The sequence below is a fragment of the Micromonospora sp. WMMC273 genome, from assembly GCF_027460285.1.
In the GTDB taxonomy this organism is placed as follows: domain Bacteria; phylum Actinomycetota; class Actinomycetes; order Mycobacteriales; family Micromonosporaceae; genus Micromonospora; species Micromonospora aurantiaca.
On the sequence record NZ_JAPZBE010000001.1, the window covers coordinates 5,629,722 to 5,646,834 of the forward strand.

14 protein-coding genes and 1 riboswitch are annotated in these 17,113 nt (G+C 73.8%); of the genes, 7 read left to right on the forward strand and 7 right to left on the reverse strand.

The window, feature by feature from the left end; all coding sequences use genetic code 11:
- Window positions 1-6 precede the first annotated feature (6 nt).
- The 4 genes from paaN to O7611_RS26180 all read right to left on the reverse strand — a co-directional run bounded on the left by paaN (window position 7) and on the right by O7611_RS26180 (window position 5,551).
- On the reverse strand, window positions 7-1,680 hold the full coding sequence (gene paaN, locus O7611_RS26165) for a phenylacetic acid degradation protein PaaN (protein ID WP_269697735.1): 1,674 nt from the start codon (window positions 1,678-1,680) through the stop codon (window positions 7-9).
- Between the two features lie 52 nt (window positions 1,681-1,732).
- On the reverse strand, window positions 1,733-2,752 hold the full coding sequence (locus O7611_RS26170; RefSeq protein ID WP_194801861.1) for a GNAT family N-acetyltransferase: 1,020 nt from the start codon (window positions 2,750-2,752) through the stop codon (window positions 1,733-1,735).
- Window positions 2,753-3,069: 317 nt separating this feature from the next.
- Entirely contained in the window at window positions 3,070-4,359 is a 1,290-nt protein-coding gene (thrC, locus tag O7611_RS26175; protein ID WP_194801862.1) for a threonine synthase, read from the reverse strand.
- A 12-nt stretch (window positions 4,360-4,371) separates the two neighbouring features.
- A riboswitch (SAM riboswitch) is annotated at window positions 4,372-4,504 on the reverse strand.
- A 72-nt stretch (window positions 4,505-4,576) separates the two neighbouring features.
- Window positions 4,577-5,551, reverse strand: a complete 975-nt coding sequence (locus O7611_RS26180) for a DMT family transporter (protein ID WP_194801863.1) — start codon at window positions 5,549-5,551, stop codon at window positions 4,577-4,579.
- 89 nt (window positions 5,552-5,640) lie between these two features.
- Here O7611_RS26180 and O7611_RS26185 point away from each other — a divergent pair, with 89 nt between their 5' ends.
- Window positions 5,641-5,949, forward strand: coding sequence for an ArsR/SmtB family transcription factor (locus O7611_RS26185; RefSeq protein WP_135242255.1), 309 nt, complete (start codon window positions 5,641-5,643; stop codon window positions 5,947-5,949).
- 7 nt (window positions 5,950-5,956) lie between these two features.
- Window positions 5,957-6,634 (forward strand): DUF4232 domain-containing protein, encoded by a 678-nt coding sequence (locus tag O7611_RS26190; RefSeq protein ID WP_269697736.1) that lies wholly within the window; start codon window positions 5,957-5,959, stop codon window positions 6,632-6,634.
- Between the two features lie 54 nt (window positions 6,635-6,688).
- Here the strand turns inward: O7611_RS26190 and O7611_RS26195 are convergent, their stop codons facing one another.
- From O7611_RS26195 to O7611_RS26205, 3 genes are all read right to left on the reverse strand, one after another.
- On the reverse strand, window positions 6,689-7,135 hold the full coding sequence (locus O7611_RS26195) for a DoxX family protein (protein ID WP_194801865.1): 447 nt from the start codon (window positions 7,133-7,135) through the stop codon (window positions 6,689-6,691).
- A 150-nt stretch (window positions 7,136-7,285) separates the two neighbouring features.
- Window positions 7,286-8,203 (reverse strand): ABC transporter permease subunit, encoded by a 918-nt coding sequence (locus tag O7611_RS26200; protein ID WP_194801866.1) that lies wholly within the window; start codon window positions 8,201-8,203, stop codon window positions 7,286-7,288.
- The gene (locus O7611_RS26205) at window positions 8,203-11,067 is read right to left on the reverse strand and encodes an alpha/beta fold hydrolase (protein ID WP_269697737.1); all 2,865 of its coding nucleotides are present in this window, start codon (window positions 11,065-11,067) and stop codon (window positions 8,203-8,205) included. The genes O7611_RS26200 and O7611_RS26205 overlap by 1 nt, the downstream gene beginning before the upstream one ends.
- Before the next feature lie 372 nt (window positions 11,068-11,439).
- Here O7611_RS26205 and O7611_RS26210 point away from each other — a divergent pair, with 372 nt between their 5' ends.
- From O7611_RS26210 to O7611_RS26230, 5 genes are read left to right on the forward strand one after another with little or no spacing between them, the layout of a single operon-like run.
- The gene (locus tag O7611_RS26210; protein ID WP_194801868.1) at window positions 11,440-12,612 is read left to right on the forward strand and encodes a hypothetical protein; all 1,173 of its coding nucleotides are present in this window, start codon (window positions 11,440-11,442) and stop codon (window positions 12,610-12,612) included.
- Complete coding sequence (locus tag O7611_RS26215; RefSeq protein ID WP_269697738.1) at window positions 12,599-15,460, forward strand: sensor histidine kinase; 2,862 nt, start codon at window positions 12,599-12,601, stop codon at window positions 15,458-15,460. The genes O7611_RS26210 and O7611_RS26215 overlap by 14 nt, the downstream gene beginning before the upstream one ends.
- Window positions 15,457-15,921, forward strand: coding sequence for a roadblock/LC7 domain-containing protein (locus O7611_RS26220; protein WP_013288866.1), 465 nt, complete (start codon window positions 15,457-15,459; stop codon window positions 15,919-15,921). Before O7611_RS26215 ends, O7611_RS26220 begins: the two co-directional genes overlap by 4 nt.
- Window positions 15,918-16,367, forward strand: coding sequence for a DUF742 domain-containing protein (locus O7611_RS26225; protein ID WP_018787957.1), 450 nt, complete (start codon window positions 15,918-15,920; stop codon window positions 16,365-16,367). Before O7611_RS26220 ends, O7611_RS26225 begins: the two co-directional genes overlap by 4 nt.
- The gene (locus O7611_RS26230; RefSeq protein ID WP_013288868.1) at window positions 16,345-17,106 is read left to right on the forward strand and encodes a GTP-binding protein; all 762 of its coding nucleotides are present in this window, start codon (window positions 16,345-16,347) and stop codon (window positions 17,104-17,106) included. The genes O7611_RS26225 and O7611_RS26230 overlap by 23 nt, the downstream gene beginning before the upstream one ends.
- Window positions 17,107-17,113 lie beyond the last annotated feature (7 nt).

A 17,113-nucleotide genomic window follows, 5' to 3' on the forward strand; every position in this document is an offset into this window, starting at 1 on the left:
GGTGACTCAGGCGTGCCGGCGGCTCTGCACGATGCGGAACCGGTTTGCCACGTACGCGCCGTCGGTCAGCGCCGAGTTGGCCGCCGCGTTCGCGCCGGAGCCGTGGAAGTCGGAGAACGCGGCCGACTGGTTGACGAAAACCCCGCCGGTCAGGTTGCAGGACAGGTGCACCCCGGCGTCGACCGCCGCGGCCTCGGCCGCGTCCAGCACCGCCTCGTCGGTGGAGTAGACGCCCGCGGTCAGCGCGCCCTTCTCCCCCACCGTCTCGCGCAGGATGCGCAGGCTGTGCTCGGTCGAGTCGGTGGCGATGGCGAACGAGATCGGCCCGAACCACTCCCGCGAGTAGGTGGCGGTGTCGGACGCGTCGAGCTTCACCACGGTCGGCGTACGCACCACCGCGCCGGGGAACGACGGGTGCTCGACGGTGCGCGACTCCAGCACCGGCTCGCCGACCTTGGTGACCTCCTCCAGCCGCTCCAGCACGCCGTCGTTGACGATCGCGCCGGTCAGCTCGACGCCCCGGGCCGGGTCGGCGGTCAGCTTCGCGACCGCGCCGGCGATCCCGGCGGCCACCTCGTCGAAGCTCTTGTGCCCCTGGTCGGTGGAGATGCCGTCGCGCGGGACCAGCAGGTTCTGCGAGGTGGTGCACATCTGGCCGCTGTACAGGGTCAGCGTGAAGCCGAGGTTGCGGCAGAGCCCGGCGAAGTCGTCGGTGGAGTCGATCACCACCGTGTTCAGGCCGGCCTTCTCGGTGTAGACGGCGGCCTGCCGGGCGTTCGCCTCCAGCCAGTCGCCGTACTCGGTGGAGCCGGTGAAGTCGACGATCTTGACGGCCGGGTGCAGGGCCAGCGTGGTGGCGAGCTTCTCGCCGTCGGTCTCGGGGGCGAGCTGCACCAGGTTCGGGTCGAAGCCGGCCTCGGCGAGCACCTGGCGGGCGTACTTGACGGTGATCGCCAGCGGCAGCACCGCGCGCGGGTGCGGCTTCACCACCACCGGGTTGCCGGTGGCCAGCGAGGCGAACAGACCGGGGTACGAGTTCCAGGTCGGGAACGTGTTGCAGCCGATGACCAGCGCGACCCCGCGCGGCACCACGTGGAACGTCTTGGTCATCCGCAACGGGTCGCCCTTGCCTGCGGCCTTCTCCCAGCCGGCGGTCCCCGGGTGACGGGTCATCTCCGCGTACGCGTAGGCGATCGCCTCCAGCGCCCGGTCCAGCGCGTGCGCGCCACCGGCCTGGAACGCCATCACGAACGCCTGGCCGCTGGTGAACTGCACCGCGTTCGCCAGCTCGAACACGTTGCGGTGCAGCCGGTCCAGGATCTCCAGGCAGACACCGGCGCGGGCCTGCGGTCCGGCGTCGCGCCAGGCGGGCAGCGCCGCGCTCGCGGCGGACACCAGCTGGTCGGCGCCCGCGTGCGGGTAGCGCACGTCCAGCGCCACTCCGAACGGGCTGGCCTCGGTCGCCACTGTGGTGCCGTCACCGGCCTGGTCGAGCGGGAAGTCGCCGCCCAGGTACGCCTCGAAGGCGGCCCTGCCGTCGGCGGCGGCGGTCTCGCCGTACACCCGGGGGCTGGGCGACTCGGGGTAGGCCGACCAGTACCCGCGCTCCGCGATGGCGGTCAGCGCCCGGTCGAGGGTCTCGCGGTGCCTGTCGTACAGGGGGTGCGGGGTCTCCGTCATGCCCGCCATCATGCAACAGAAAGGCACCAGATCAGTAGGGGCGTGTCACAACTCAGATCGTCAACTGCCAGTCGACGGAACCGGCGGCTGGGCGGAACCCGAGCCGCTCGTTGATCGCGATCATGTGCCGGTTCGCCGCCGCGTTCCAGGTGTCGACGGCCCGCAACGCCGGTTCGTGCGCCAGCGCGTACGCCAGGTTCTCCGCCTTGCAGAGCAGGCCGAGCCGGTGGCCGCGGTGATCGGGGTCGACCAGGGTGATCTGCTGCCAGGCGTGGTCGGTGCTGCTCGCGTCAAGGCTGAGCTGGGTCCAGCCGACCAGGCGGCCGGTCGCCTCGTGCACCGCACCGGTGTTGTAGCGGCGTACGCCCCGGGCGTCCAGCGCCCGTTCCGCGTCCCGCACCCGCGCCGCGTCCATCCGCTCCGGCTCCCAGTCCAGCTCGCCCATGGGCGCGTCGAGCAGCAGCCGGCCCTCCAGGTAGGCGGCGTCCGCGACGTACTCGTCGGGCGCGTGCTCGCGCCACCGCACCAGCCGGTAGCCGGTGGCCGCGGCGCGGGCCTCGGCCAGCAGCGCGGCGAGCCGGTCACGGTCGAGCCCGGTCACGTCGAGCCGGCGGCGGACGTCGGCCAGCGCCGGCTCGGCGCCCAGGGCGGCGGCGAACGCGGCGCCGGGGAAGACCCGGTCCTCCTCGCCGGGCAGCGCGGCGGCGGTCGAGCCGACCAGGCGTTTGCCGCCGCGCTCGCGGAGCAGCCGGACGCCGTGCTCGTGCAGCGCGCGTCCGATGCCGCGCCGCCGATACGCCGGGTCGACGGTCAGTTCGACGGTGGCGTTCTCGGTGTTCTCGATCGTGTGCAGGTGCAGCCGGAGCCAGCCGACCGGCAGCCCGTCCAGGCGGGCGACGAGCCAGCGTCCCTCGATGCCGGGCATCGGGTGCGACAGCAGCGCCTCGAAACGGCGGCGGCAGGTCGGCGGAAGGTCCGGTTCGTCGACGGCCTGGGCGGCGCAGGCGATCCGGTACACCGCGTCGAGCGTCTGCCGGTCGGTGGGATCCAGCGGCGTCACGGTGAGCGTCATGCCACCGAGGGTGCGCCGGACACAGCGAAGGGGCCAGCGGTTTTCCGCCGGCCCCTTCGAACGTTGGTCGGGAGGGACGTCCGCACAACGCCTCCGGCGTTGGGTCGCAAGAACTTGAAAAGTCTCCGGCGGATGCCCTCCCGCACGAAGCATCTTGCGCCGTCCGGTTCCTGCCGTCAAGTCCTTGAGGGTGGTTTTCTGGCACTCACCGCACATCACCGGTTACCCACCGGTCTCACCCGATCCCCCACCCGGGCGAGCCCCACCTCCCCCACCCGGCCATCCCGGCACGGCCGGGGTGGCGGGAGAAGGGACCGTCAGGCGAGGAGGCCGGCGTCGCGGGCGGCGCGCAGGCTGGGCTTGATGCGGTGGGTGGGGCCGACCTGGGCGGCCACCGCGTCGAGCGTCTTCAGGCCCTCGCCGGTGTTGAAGACGACAGTCTCGGCGGACGGGTCGAGCCGGCCCGACTCGACCAGCTTGCGCAGCACGGCGACGGTCACGCCGCCGGCCGTCTCGGCGAACACCCCTGTGGTACGGGCGAGCAGCCGGATGCCAGCGCGGATCTCGTCGTCGTCGGCGTAGTCCATCCAGCCGCCGGTACGGCGCACCGCTTCCAGCGCGTACAGCCCGGCGGCCGGGTCGCCGATGTTCAGCGACTTGGCGATGCCGACCGGCTTGACCGGCGTGATCGTGTCGGTGTCGCCGTGCAGCGCGGTGGCGATCGGGTTGCAGCCGGCCGACTGCGCGCCGAACACCTTCCAGCCACCGGCCGGCGCCTCGACCAGCCCGATTTCTACCAGCTCGGTGAACGCCTTGTCGATCTTGGTGAGCAGCTCGCCACTGGCCATCGGGATGACCACCTGGGCCGGGATCCGCCAGCCGAGCTGCTCGGCCACCTCGTAGCCGAGCGTCTTGGAGCCCTCGGCGTAGTAGGGCCGCACGTTGACGTTGACGAACGCGGTGTCCTCGAACTCGTCGGTCTCCACCAGTTCGCCGCAGAGCCGGTTCACGTCGTCGTACGAGCCGTCGATGGCGACCAGGTCGCCGCCGTACACCGCGGTGGTGACGACCTTGCCCTGCTCCAGGTCACCGGGGATGAAGACGACCGACGGCACGCCGGCCCGGGCCGCGTGCGCGGCGACCGAGTTGGCGAGGTTGCCGGTGGAGGCGCAGGCGTAGCGGGTGAAGCCGAGCGCCTGGGCGGCGGTGAGCGCCACCGAGACGACCCGGTCCTTGAACGAGTGGGTGGGGTTCGCGCTGTCGTCCTTGACCCAGAGCGGCGCGGTGAGCCCCAGCTCGGCGGCGAGGTTCGGGGCGGCGACCAGCGGGGTCAGCCCCGGGTCGAGCGTGACCCGGGTGGCCGGGTCCTGACCGGCGGGCAGCAGTGCCGCGTACCGCCAGATGTTCGCCGGACCGGCCTCGATCTGCTCCCGGGTGACGGTGGCGAGCGCGGCGGTGTCGTAGTCGACCTCCAGCGGCCCGAAGCACTCGTAACAGGCGTGCTGGGCGGCCAGCGGGTAGCGCGCCGAACAGGCGCGGCAGACCAGGGCGCGGGCCGGGCTGAGGGTGGTGTCGATACCGGTGGCGACGGGAAGCGTCGACGTCATGTCGAGGAGTTCCTCTCATCTTTCCCCGCATCGCCGGGTGCGGCGGGGACGGAATTGGCACCTGCCCGCTGTCGCTCGTCGTCGAGCGTGCGGGTGGTTGCCGGGGCGTCGTCGGGCCGTATCCCTCAGCCCCTCTGGATGAGGTATTCAGTTGTGCCGCCGAGTCTATGCGCTGCTCACGGCCGCGCCACCTCGGGATCCCACGCTGTGGGCCGGCTCAGCGTCCGACCACCGCGACCGGGTCCACCACCGCGGGCCGGTCCACCACCGCGACCGGTGCCGGCACCGTCGCGGTCGCCGCTGCCGAGGGGGTACGGGTGACGAGGTTCGCGGCCACCAGGGCGGCGATGGTCAGCCCGGCGCCCACCAGCTCCACCGCGACCGGCCGGTATCCGCGCACGATCTGCACCGCGAACGTGGCCACCGGCACCAGGTTCATGAACAGCGCGGCATTCGCCGGGCCGAGCCGCCGCACGCCGGTGTTCCACGCCAGCACCGCGAGGACGGCGGCGACCAGCACCGCGTACGCGAGCTGCGGAGCGACGGCGACGAGGTCGGCGGTGGACGGCGCGTGCTGGAGCCCGGTGAGGTCGGCGACGGCGCTGGCGCCGATCATGGCGATCATGCCGGCGACGGCGGTCAGCGTGGTGTAGCGCAGCGCGGACCACTCGGGGAACCGGCTCGCGCCGTGGGTGTAGAACGCCCAGCCGAACACGGCACCGATCATGAGCAGACCGCCCCAGCCGAACTGGCCCAGCCCGTCGAGCCGGCCGCGGGTGATAACCAGGCCGACGCCGGCCAGGGCGACGAGCGAGATGCCGAGCAGTACCGGACGTGGGCGGACGCCGTCGCGCGCCCAGCGGACGAACTGGGTGACCAGCGGCACGGTGGCCGCGAACAGCGCGATCTGCTGCGGCGCGGCGTGGCCGAGGGCGAGATTCGTCAGCGTGTTGAACCCGGCGAAGCCGAGCGCGCCGAGGAGCACCACCTCGAGCCCGCGCCGCTGGGTGGACAGGGCGGCCACGCCCTCGCGGGCCAGCAGCAGGGCGAGCAGCACGGCGGTGGCGAGCACGTACCGGACGGTGGTCAGGTTGAGGGCGTCGACGCGGGTGAGCGCGCTGGCGAGCACGGGGAACATGACGCCCCAGCTGACCACGGCGAAGATCGGGAGGGTGGCGTGACGGGATCGCATCGCAGCTCCTATGTTCGAGTACCGTCGAACCAACGCCCCGACTCTAGGAACTTGTTCGACGATTGTCGAACATGGGTTATCGTTGTCACATGGAGCTGCACGAACCCGAGCTGCGCGAGGTGCCCGTCACCGCCGTCCTGGCGGCGCTGGCCGACGACGTCCGGCTGCAGATCGTGCGCGCGCTCGCGCCGGGCGGAGAACACGCCTGCGGCTCGTTCGAGTTCGGTGTCTCCAAGGCGACCCGAAGCCACCACCTCAAGGTGCTGCGGGAGGCCGGCCTGACCCGCACCCGGGTCGCCGGCACCACCCGCTACGTTCGGCTGCGCCGCGAGGAACTGGACCGCGTCTACCCGGGCCTGCTCGACGCGGTCATCGCCGAGCGCGACGGAGTGGCATGATCGCCGGATGCGGAGACCGGCGCGCCTGATCGGCGCCCTCACCGGCATGGCGCTGCTGACCGCCTGCGCCCCGGCGCAGGGGCCCGCCGACGGGCGGCTGCCCGACCCGCCCCTCACCGGTGTCGACCCGCTGACCACGGTGCCGCCGCGACCGGGCGCCTCCACGGCCGGGCCGGCACCCGCCGCCACCTGCTCCCCCGAGGGCATCGCGATCACCGAGCTGGGCGTGAGCGCCGCGATGGGGCTGCGGGCGATGGGCCTGGACCTGCTCAACTGCGGCGACCAGCCGTACGAGCTGCGTGGCTATCCGGCGGTCACGCTCCGGGACGCCGACGGCGACCCGATCGAGGTGCGGATCATCCCGGGTGCCAAGCCGATCACCTCCGGCTTCGACCACCCGCCCACCCGGATCGTGCTGGCCCCCGGCGAGCGGGCCGGCGCGGCGTTGATCTGGCGGAACCTGGTCACCGACCCGACAGTGGTGGCGACGGACGGCACCGAACTCGACGTCGCGCCGGTGGCCGGCCGGCCGGCGTACCCGGTCGCCCTGGACGGGCCGATCGACCTCGGCAACACCGGCCGGCTGGGCGTCAGCGCGTGGAAGCGCCGGGAGCCCGGCCCGGCCGGCACGCCCACGCCGGCCGCCCCAACGCCGCCCACGACGCCGCCGGTCAATCCGCTGTAGAACCAGAACCCGGCACGGGAGCGCCCCGACCGGGATCTGGTTCGGCGCGGACGCTCAGACCGGGACCGAGGCCGGCGCGGCGGCGCGCTCGGCCGGGACGGCGTTGCGGCGGGCCAGCAGCGCGTCGATCGCCCAGTTGCCCGGGCCGAGCACCGCGACCAGCAGGAACGACCAGCAGAAGAGCGCGGCCAGCTCGCCGCCGTTCTGCATCGGCATCAGGTGGTGCGGCTGGTGCACCACGAAGTACGCGTACGCCATCGAACCGGAGGCGAGCAGCGCGGCCGGCCGGGTGAACAGGCCGACGAGCACCAGCGCGCCGCACACGAGCTGGATCAGCGCCGCCCACCAGCCGGGCCAGGTGGCGAACGGGACAGCGCCGCCGGTGGCCGGATTGCCGCCGAAGACGCCGAATATCGAGGCGGCGCCGTGGCAGAGGAAGAGCAGGCCGGTGACGATGCGGAACAGGGACAGCGCGGGGGCCTTCAGCTGCGCCGGGATCATGGGAAACCTCCTGGTACGGGTGGCGGACGCCGTCCAGGATGGCGGGACTATTGATAGATGTTAATCGATATCTTTGCAGGCGGGACAATCTCATGGGAACGCTCCCATGATATGGGCCCGGCCGCCCCGCCGCGACCCCGTCCGGTCACCTCAGCTCGTGACGTCCTTGCGGGTGAAGCGCCAGAAGGCCAGACCCCAGAACAGCGTGGCGTAGACGACCGCCGAGAACGCGCCCTTGACCACGTCGTCGGTCTGCATCGGCGTGGACAGCAACCCCAGCCAGGCGCTGCTGTAGTGGGTCGGCAGCAGGTTGCGCAGCCCGCCCAGCGCGGTGATCTGGTCCAGGATGCTGGAGAGGATCCACAGCAGCACCGCCCCGCCGACCGCACCCAGCGCGGCGTCCGTGGTCACCGACAGCAGGAACGCCAGCCCGGCGACCACCAGCAGCACGACCGCGAGATAACCGAGTACGCCGAGCAACCGCAGCAACCCGTCTGCAGGCGCCAGCTCGGCCGAGACCTGGCTGCTCAGCGGCTTCCAGCCGTACCGGAGCGTGCCGGCGAGCAGCGCGGTGCCGGCCAGCAACAGCAGGGCCAGCCCCGAGTACGCGAGCGCCACCACCAGCTTCACCGCGAGCAGCCGGGCCCGGGGCACCGGCACCGCCAGCAGGTAGCGCAGGCTGCCCCAGCTCGCCTCGCTCGCCACCGTGTCGCCGCAGAACAGCGCCACCACCACGACCAGCAGGAACGACGCGGACACCAGGATCGAGAACAGGGTGAAGTTGAGCCCGCCCGAGGTGGCCAGGTCGGCCAGGCTGGAGAACTCGCCCCGCCCGCCGCCGTCGTCGTCCCCGGCGTCGAACTGGAACGCCACCAGGATGATCAGCGGCAGCAGCACCATGAACCCCAGCGCGAGCTGGGTACGCCGGCGCGACGCCTGCCGCCGAAACTCCGCGGCGAACGGGAGCGTGGCCGAGGGCCGGTAACCGGCCGCCGCCCCGCCCGCGCCCGGCGCCGCCGTACCGGACGTGCCGCCACCAGGCGACGATGCCACAGACGAACCCGCCATCACCGGTCCCCGCTTCCCCGAGAGTTCTCGCCCACCAGGGCGAGGAACGCGTCCTCCAGGCGGCGCCGGGGCACCACCCGGTCCACCCCGATGCCGGCGCGGACCAGTTCGGCCACCACCTCGCTGCGGGCGGTGCCGTTGGTGTCGACCACCAGACCGCCCTCGGTGTCGGGCAGCACCCGTACGCCGTCGAGCCGGTCGAGCACCGTCCGGGCCGCGTCCGGGTCGCTCACCTCGAACAGCACGCTCGGCGACTCGCCGACGATGTCCTCCACCGGGCCGGACGCCACGATCCGCCCCTTGTTCACCACCACCGCGTGCGTGCAGGTCTGCTCCACCTCGGCCAGCAGGTGGCTGGAGACCAGCACCGCCCGGCCGTCGGTGGCGTAGCGCTGGAGCACCCGGCGCATCTCGGCGATCTGCGGCGGGTCCAGCCCGTCCGTCGGCTCGTCCAGCACCAGCAGCTCGGGCAGGCCGAGCATGGCCTGGGCGATGGCCAGCCGCTGCCGCATGCCGTGGCTGTACTTCTTCGTCCGCCGGTGCACCGAGTCGCCCAGGCCGGCGATCTCCAGCGCCTCGTCGAAGTGCGCGTCCTCCCACGGGCGGCCGGTGGCCCGCCAGTACGCCTTGAGGTTGTCCAGGCCGGACAGGTGCGGCAGGAAGCCCGGCCCCTCGACCAGCGCGCCGATCCGGGACAGCACCGGCGAGCCCGGCACCAGCCGGTGCCCGAAGACGTAGATCTCTCCGGCCGTGGGCTGGGTCAGCCCCATCAGCACCCGCAGCGTGGTGGTCTTGCCCGCCCCGTTGGGTCCGAGCAGGCCGACCACCTGACCGGGGTGCACCTCGAAGTCGACGTCGGAGACCGCGACGAAGCCGTCCGCGTACTCCTTGCGCAGGTTGCGCACGGCGAGCGGGACGCCCGCGTACTCCGGGTGCACGGAGTCGTCCTGGCGGCGGTGCCGGCGGCGGGTGAGCAGCACGACCACGACGAGCCCGGCCACGATCGCGGCGAGCAGGCCGGCGAGCGCCCAGCGCCAGATCGTCGCGGTGGTGGGGATCGGCGTGGAGTCGACTGTGGGCAGCGTCAGCGGCCCGTCGGCGAGCGCCACCGTGTGCACGGCCGGTTCGGCCGGCGAGGCGTACGCCTGGTCCGACGTCGCCACCACGAGCCGCAACCGGTGCCCGGCCTCGACCCGCCGGACGATCCCCGGCAGCGTCACGGTGACCGGCGTGGCCGCGTCGACGGTGGCCGGCAGGCCGGTCAGGCGCACCGGCGCGACCAGGCCGGACGGCAGCGTGGCGGCGCCCTGCGGGTCGACGTCGTAGAGCTTCACGAACAGCACCGCCTCGCCGGTCGGTGAGGCGGCCCTGATCCGCACCGTGGGCGCGCCCACCACGTCGACCGGCTCGTCCAGCGGCGCCGACTCGAAGCGGGCGTGCTGGCCGGGGATGTCACCGGCGACGCCGTCCAGCAGCGAGCCGAGCGCACCAGCGAACGGCACCGAGGAGATCGCCGCCGGGTTGCCGTTCGGCGGTACGGCGACCGGCTGCGGCGGCCCGGCGAGCGTCACCTCGCGCCGGTCCTGGCCGGCCAGTCCCGGATAGTCGGCGGTACGGAAACCGGTGGCGACCAGGCCCCGGTCGAGCGCGTCGAAGCCGGCGATCCGGGAGAACGTGAACGTGTCGCCGGGGGCAGCTCCGTCACCCTTGACGTAGTGGTCGAGCCACTGCGCGGTCAGGAACTTCACCCGGTCGGAGTCGGAGGTGGGTCCGGAGCCGCCGTCGTGGCCGCCGGTGAACCAGGCGACCCGTACCGGCGTGCCGGCCGCCGCGATGCCCCGGGCGTTGGCGTCCGCCTCGGCCAGCGGGAACAGCGTGTCCGCCTCGCCCTGCACCAGCAGCGTCGGCGACTTGATCCGGTCCAGCACGCCGGCCGGCGACGACCGGCGCAGCAGCTCGACCGCCGCCGCGTCGGCCCGGCCGGTGGTGGCGATGCGCAGGTACGCGGCGCAGACGTCGGCCGCGAAGCGCCCGCAGGACGGGTCGGCGGCGCCGGCCGGCGCGCGACCGGAACCGGTGCCCGGCCCGGCGCCCGGTTGCGGGCTCGGCGGGCCGGCCGACTCGGGCGCGCCCTCCGGCGCGGCGGCGGTGGCCCCGGAGAGCCCGGCCGGACCGGAGCCGGCGTTTCCGCCGCCGCCGAAGAAGATGCCCGCCCAGCCCTTCTTGAACACGCCGTCGGTGGGCTGCCGGCCGCTGCTCTCGGGCAGGAAGGCGCGGGACAGGTCGTTCCAGGTGATCATCGGGACGATCGCGTCGATCCGCTGGTCCTGCGCGGCGAGCAGCAGGGCCAGGCCGCCGCCGTACGAGCCGCCCACCACACCGACCCGGGGGTCGCCGGCCGCGTCGAGGCGGATGTCCGGGCGCTCGGCGAGCCGGTCGAGCAGGCGCTGCGCGTCCCGCACCTCGTAGTCGGGGTTGTCCAGGTGGATCTGGCCGCCGCTGCGCCCGAAGCCGCGGGCGGTCCAGGTGAGCACCGCGTACCCGCGGGTGACCAGGTCCTCGGCGTCCGAGCGGACCGAGTCCTTGGTGCCGCCGAAGCCGTGCGCCAGCAGCACCGCCGGTACCCGCTTCGACGACGAGGCATCGGCCGGCAGGTAGAGCGTGGTGTCCAGGTCGACGGGCTCGTCACCGGAGGGCCCGGAGCGTACGGTCACCAGCGCCGCCTCGGTCCGGAAGTCGTCACCCCGCGGCCGGGCCGTCCAGACCAGCGCGGCGGCGACGAGGACGACCACCGCCACCGCGGCGACGATGCGGCGCGGATGGCCGGCCAGGGCGCGCCGGAGCCGCGCGGCGGTTGATCTCATGCGGCACACGGTACGGGCCGGCGGCTGAGCATTCGCTGAGATCCGCCGTACGTCTGTCCGGTTGCGCCGATCGTCGCGTAGCGTCCGTCATCCGCCAAAGGTCCAGAGCATCCCAGCGGGACGTATTCGGATCACGTGAATTCACATCTACAGGCGCAAACCATCGTCGATGTCATTTCTCGGCAACTCGATCACACGCTACGTACCTTTCGCCCTGACACAGGGTCACCCAAAATGGACTGACGTGAAGCCGACTCATCGGCCGAGGTCTCACGCGCGTCCGGTTCGGCTACTTTTCCGGTCCGGTGCACGGGACTGCGTACGGCGACCTCCCGGGGCACCGATCGCCCCGCCGTCGCCGGAGGAGAACACATGACAGTCCCCGCGTCGCGGGTCCGTCGGCGGCCCGCCGTACCGGGCCGTACGCTCACCCTGGTTCTGGTGCTGGCGCTGCTGGCCCCGCTCGGGCTGATCTTCATCCAGGCCGAGCGCGACTTCGCCGACGACCACGACCTGGTGAGCCGGGAGCGGCTCGGCGTCCGCTACCTGCGCGCCCTCGGGCCGGTCACCGACACGCTGGTGGAGGCCCAGGCCATCGCCGTCGCCGAGGGGGCGGTCTCCCGGGCCTCGCTCGCCGCCGCCATCGAGGGCGTCGCGGAGGTGGACAACGCCGTCGGTGACGAGCTGCGCACCCACGAACGCTGGGCCGGGCTGCGGGCCAAGCTGGAGGCGCTGCCGGACCGCGGCATCGGTGACCCCGAGGCGGCGTACCGGGCCTACGGCGAGGCGTCCGACCTGCTGCTGGCCCTCTACCGCAAGGTGCGGGAGAGCTCCGGGCTGATCCGCGACCCCCGCTCCGACTCGTTCTTCCTCCAGGACGGCATCGGCGGGGACCTGCCCACCGCGACGGTGCTGGCCGGGCGGCTCGTCGACCTGGCCCGGCTGTCCGCCAAGCGCCCCGCCGCCGAGCGCGCGCGGGTGGGCGCCGAGCTGGCCGAGCTGCGGGTCGCCGCGCTCGGTCCGGCCACCGACCTGGTCACCGACCTGCGCTCGGCGGTGGACAGCTCGGAGAGCACCGACCTGGGCGCCAACGTGCTCACCCCGCTGGACACCTACCAGCGGTCCCTGGAGACGTTCGCCGTCTACTCGGCGCCCGGCGCCGGCCGGTCCGCGCCGGGCACCGACCAGCTCACAAAAGCCGGGATCAGCGCGCAGAACGCCGCCAAGCAGCTCCGTACGGTCATCCTCGACCAGCTCGACGCACTGCTGCGGGAGCGGCTCGACACCCTGGAGCGGGACCGGCTGCTGGGCCGGATCGCCGCCGGAGCGGCGGTGCTGCTGATCGCCGGCATCGTCGCGCTGCACGTGGCCGCGCTGCGCCGGGACCGCTCCCGGGCCACCCCGTCCCGCCGGGAACCGGCCGGGGCCGCCCCGGCGGCCCACCCCGCCCCGCCGCCCGCCGTGCCCGAGGACGACCGCCAGCCGGTCGCCGTGGGACACGGTGGCGACGCCGACCGGTGGAGGCCGTTCGATGCTGCTCGGTAGGTTACGCATCCGGGGCAAGCTCGCCCTGCTGGTGATCATTCCGCTGCTCAGCATGGTCGGCCTGGCCGTACCGGTCGTCATCGACCGGGTGACCGCCGCCCGGCAGGCCGCCGACACCGCCGAGACCGTCCGCGTCGCCAGCCGGGTCGGCAGCCTGGTCCAGGACCTCCAGCAGGAACGCCTGCTCTCGATCGGCCTGCTGCTGCGGCGGGTGAGCCGCACCGAGCTGATCCAGAAGTCGGCCACAGTCGACGACCGGGTCGCCGACCTGCGCGCCGAGCCGCTCCCCGCGGCCGTCCGCGAGAGCCTCGACGGGGTACGCCGGCTGGAGGACGTCCGCAACGCCACGCTCGCCGGCCGGGCCACGCCGCAGCAGATCCTGACCGTGTTCGGCGAGGTCGACACCGCCCTGATCGACGCGTTGCGGCTGCCCTTCCGGGTGGACACCGACACCGCCGCCGGGCGGCAGGTGCTCGCCCTCGACGCGCTGCTGCGCGTCGACGAGGCCCTCAGCTCGTGCACCACCCAGATCGTGCTGGTCAAGGCCACAGGCGATCCGCAGGTCGCCCGGGCGTTCGTGGCCTGCATGGCGGCGCTCAACGTCGACAACCGGCGGTTCCGCAAGCTGATCACGCCCGAGCAGCTCAAGGTGGCCCAACTGGACGACGCCGCGGTGGCCGCCCGCACCAGCCCGACGTTCCTGGTGGACAGCCTCCGCGACCCGGAGGGCGCGATCGCGCCGGTGCCGCTGGACGTGCTGTTCCCCTCGGCCCGGTCGATGATCACGCTGGGCCAGTTCGTGGAGAAGAAGGTCGTCGCGGACGTCATCGCGGAGACCCGCGCCCGGGAACGGGAGGCGCTGACCGCGGCCTGGCTGGTCAGCCTCGCGGCGGCGGCGATCCTGCTCGTCGTGGTGCTGCTGAGCATGACCGTTGCGCGGACGGTGGCCCGGCCGCTGAGCCGGCTCACCCGCTCCGCCGAACGGGTCGCCCGGGTCACCGAGGCCGAACTGACCCGCGTCGCCGACGACGAGTCCGAGACGGTCCCCCCGGTACGCCTCGACCCGGTGGAGGTAAGCGCCCGGGACGAGATCGGCGACCTGGCCCGCGCGTTCGACCGGGTGCAGCACACCGCCGCCCGGCTGGTCGAGCGGCAGGTCGCCGGCCGGCGCAACGTGGCGCAGATGTTCGGCCACGTCGGCCGCCGTACGCAGAACCTGGTCGGCCGCCAGATCGCGCTCATCGACCGGCTGGAACGGCAGGAGACCGACCCCGGCCGTCTGGAGCACCTGTACCGGCTCGACCACATCTCCAGCCGGTTGCGCCGCAACGCGGGCAGCCTGGTGGTGCTCTCCGGCGCCACCGGCTCGGACGGCCACGTGGCCCCGGTGCCGCTGGCCGACGTGGTCCGGCTCGCGCTCGGTGAGATCGAGGACTACACCCGCGTGGACGTGGAGGTCCCGCCCGGCGTGGCGGCGGCCCCCGCCATCGCCGGTGACCTGGTGCTGACGCTCGCCGAGCTGATGGAGAACGCCACCTCGTTCTCGCCGCCGCACACCCGCGTGGTGGTGACCGGCGAGCTGACCGACGGCGGAGCCCGGCTGGTCGTGGTCGACCACGGCATCGGCCTGACCGGGGACCGGATGGCCGAGGAGAACGCCCGGTTCACCCGGCGGGAACGCCTCGACCTCGCCCCGACCGAGGTGCTCGGCCTGTTCGTGGTCGGCCGGCTGGCCCGCCGGCACGGCTGGAGCGTCCAGCTGAGCCACACCCCCGGTGGCGGCGTCACCGCGGCCCTGGAGATCCCGGGCGCCTCGCTCGTGATCCGCCGTCCCGAACCGGTCGGCGTCAGCGCCGGCCGGGCCGCCGTACCCGGCGCCCGCGAGGCGGAGCCGGCGGCCGTCGAGGCGCCGGCCGGCTTCGACGCCGAACTGCTGAGCCGGGCCACCCGCAGCATGTCCAGCGGCGACCCGTGGAACGCGTTCGGCCACCAGGCCGAGGGCGCGGAGCCGGCCGAGGACCAGGGCCCGCCCACCGGCGGTCCGCCGCCGGTCTGGCCGCCGTCGGCCGTACCACCGGCGCGTCCCGGGCATCTCTCCCCACCGACACCGGTCGCCGGCCCGGCCCCGGCCGCTCCCCCGGCCGCCGGGCCGGCGACCGGCCCGACAGTGACGCCGCCGGTCACCCACCCGGTTCTGGCGCCGTCCGCCGGGCCGGCGCTCGCGCCGCCGCCCGCCGGGCCGGCCGTCGCGCCGCAGCACGGTCCGGGCCTCGCGCCGCAGCACCGTCCGGCGCTCGCGCCACCGCACGGTCCCGGGATCGCGCCACCGCACCGCCCGGGGCTCGCGCCGCCACCGGGTGGCGCGCGCCCGCCGGCGCCGGCCGGGTCACCCCCGGCCGTGCCGGCGCCGACCGGGCCCAACCCGGTCGGCCCGCCCGCCGGCCGCCCCGGTACCCGGTCGCCGATCCGGCAGCGGGTGCCCGGCGCGAACCTGCCGGCCGCCCCGCCCGCCGGACCGGCCGCACCGGCCACCGGCGGTCCGCTGATCGGCGTCCCGGCGGATCCGTCGAGCGTCCGGGCCCTGGTCGAGGCGTTCCAGGACGGGGTACGGCGGGCCGAGGGCGCGGTCGATCCCACGCCCCCGGCGACGGAACGGCCCCGGCTCAGCCGCCGGGTGCCCGGCGCGAACCTGTCCGTCTCCCCGGCACAGTCCGCGCCTCCCACCAGTTCCGACCCCGGCGATCCCGTCGAGGTCCGCAACCGGATCAGCGAATTCGAGGCGGGCGTCGCCCGTGCTCTGCGCGAAGTCAGTACCGACCGCCGCTACGAAGAGGACCCATCACGGTGACCAGCCCCTTCCTCCACGAGAACGTCGAACAGAGCACCACCGGCGACCTCAGTCCCGAGGCACGCACCTTCAACTGGCTGCTCGACTCGTTCACCTCCAGCACCGCCGGGGTGATGGAGGCGATCGCGGTCTCCTCGGACGGGCTGCTGATGGCCATGTCCGCGATCAAGGACAGGTCCAACGCGGAACGGCTCGCCGCCGTGGTGTCCGGCATGACCAGCCTCGCCGGGGGCGCCGCGAGCTGGTACGCGCTCGGCGCGCTCAACCGGGTGATCGTCGACATGGCCGAGGGATACCTGCTGATCAGCGCGATCAGCAGCGGCTCGGTCCTCGGCGTCGTCGCCGACCGCACTGCCAACCTGGGCACCGTGGCGTACGAGATGACGCTGTTCGCCGGACGCGCCGGCGGCGCTCTGAGTCCGCGTCTGATCGCCGAGCTGAAGAACGCCGTACAGCAATGATCCCAGGGGCCGCCGGCGCGGACCCGGAGCCGGAGCCCGGCGTCCGGATCCGCCCCTTCCTGAACGCGTCCGCTCCGGTGCCGGAGCCGGACGCGGGCGACGGGGAGCCGACCGGCCCACGCCCCTTCGTGCTGACCTCCGGACGGGTGGACGGTGACCCGGCGATCGGCCTGGAGACCCAGGTCACCGCTCGTCCGGGCAGCACCTCGTGGGCGGTGACCGCCCGGTTGGCCCCGGAGCTGGCGGCGATCGTCGCGATCTGCGCCGAGCCCGTCTCAGTGGCCGAGATCTCCGCCCGGACCCGGATGCACTTCGGGGTGACCCGGGTGCTGGTCGGCGACCTCCGGGCCGCCGGCCATCTCGACGTGCACGTCGCGGACGTCGACGACGCCCTCGATCCCGACATCATCCTGCGAGTGATTGATGGACTTCGTGCGATCTCCTGAATGGCCGGCGGCCGCCACGGGCGGGCCGGCCGCGAACAGCGCCCCGAGCCGCTACGGCGGCCCGGCGCCGCTGATCGGCCGGGCCACGCCGCCCCCGCCCACGCCGCCGCTGCCGTACCTGCCGCCGGGTGTGCCGCCGGCCGAACCGGCCCCGATCGTCAGCCGGGTGCCGGCGCCCCGGCCGCCGATCCCGGTCAAGATCCTCATCGCCGGTGGCTTCGGGGTCGGCAAGACCACCACAGTCGGCGCGATCTCCGAGATCGCACCGCTGACCACCGAGGCGGAGATGACCACCGCCGGCATCGGCATCGACGACCCGGGCGGGGTCGCCGGCAAGACCACCACCACAGTGGCCATGGACTTCGGCTGCGTGACCATCGACCGCAGCCTGAAGCTCTACCTCTTCGGTACGCCCGGACAGGCGCGCTTCGGGTTCATGTGGGACGACCTGGCCCGGGGCGCACTCGGCGCGCTCGTGGTGGTGGACAGCGCCCGGCTCGACGACTGCTACCCGGCGATCGACTTCTTCGAGCGGTCCGGGCTGCCGTTCGCGGTGGGCGTCAACGCCTTCGACGGCCGGCTGGCCCTGGACCTGCCGTCGATCCGCTGGGCGCTGGCGATCGGTGAGCACGTGCCGCTGGTGCAGTTCGACGCCCGGGACCGCCTCTCGGTGCGGGACGCCCTGCTCGTCGTCCTGGACCGCGCGCTGGACCGGGCCACCCGATCCCGGGCAGGCTGAACCGGCA

Bases quoted from the DNA above. Each gene is read 5' to 3' on its own strand.
- thrC (WP_194801862.1), bottom strand. From the start codon at position 4,359: ATGACGTCGACGCTTCCCGTCGCCACCGGTATCGACACCACCCTCAGC.
- O7611_RS26210 (WP_194801868.1), top strand. From the start codon at position 11,440: ATGACAGTCCCCGCGTCGCGGGTCCGTCGGCGGCCCGCCGTACCGGGC.
- O7611_RS26225 (WP_018787957.1), top strand. From the start codon at position 15,918: ATGATCCCAGGGGCCGCCGGCGCGGACCCGGAGCCGGAGCCCGGCGTC.
- O7611_RS26180 (WP_194801863.1), bottom strand. From the start codon at position 5,551: ATGCGATCCCGTCACGCCACCCTCCCGATCTTCGCCGTGGTCAGCTGG.
- O7611_RS26200 (WP_194801866.1), bottom strand. From the start codon at position 8,203: ATGGCGGGTTCGTCTGTGGCATCGTCGCCTGGTGGCGGCACGTCCGGT.
- O7611_RS26205 (WP_269697737.1), bottom strand. From the start codon at position 11,067: ATGAGATCAACCGCCGCGCGGCTCCGGCGCGCCCTGGCCGGCCATCCG.
- O7611_RS26170 (WP_194801861.1), bottom strand. From the start codon at position 2,752: ATGACGCTCACCGTGACGCCGCTGGATCCCACCGACCGGCAGACGCTC.
- paaN (WP_269697735.1), bottom strand. From the start codon at position 1,680: ATGACGGAGACCCCGCACCCCCTGTACGACAGGCACCGCGAGACCCTC.
- O7611_RS26230 (WP_013288868.1), top strand. From the start codon at position 16,345: ATGGACTTCGTGCGATCTCCTGAATGGCCGGCGGCCGCCACGGGCGGG.
- O7611_RS26190 (WP_269697736.1), top strand. From the start codon at position 5,957: ATGCGGAGACCGGCGCGCCTGATCGGCGCCCTCACCGGCATGGCGCTG.
- O7611_RS26215 (WP_269697738.1), top strand. From the start codon at position 12,599: ATGCTGCTCGGTAGGTTACGCATCCGGGGCAAGCTCGCCCTGCTGGTG.
- O7611_RS26195 (WP_194801865.1), bottom strand. From the start codon at position 7,135: ATGATCCCGGCGCAGCTGAAGGCCCCCGCGCTGTCCCTGTTCCGCATC.
- O7611_RS26185 (WP_135242255.1), top strand. From the start codon at position 5,641: ATGGAGCTGCACGAACCCGAGCTGCGCGAGGTGCCCGTCACCGCCGTC.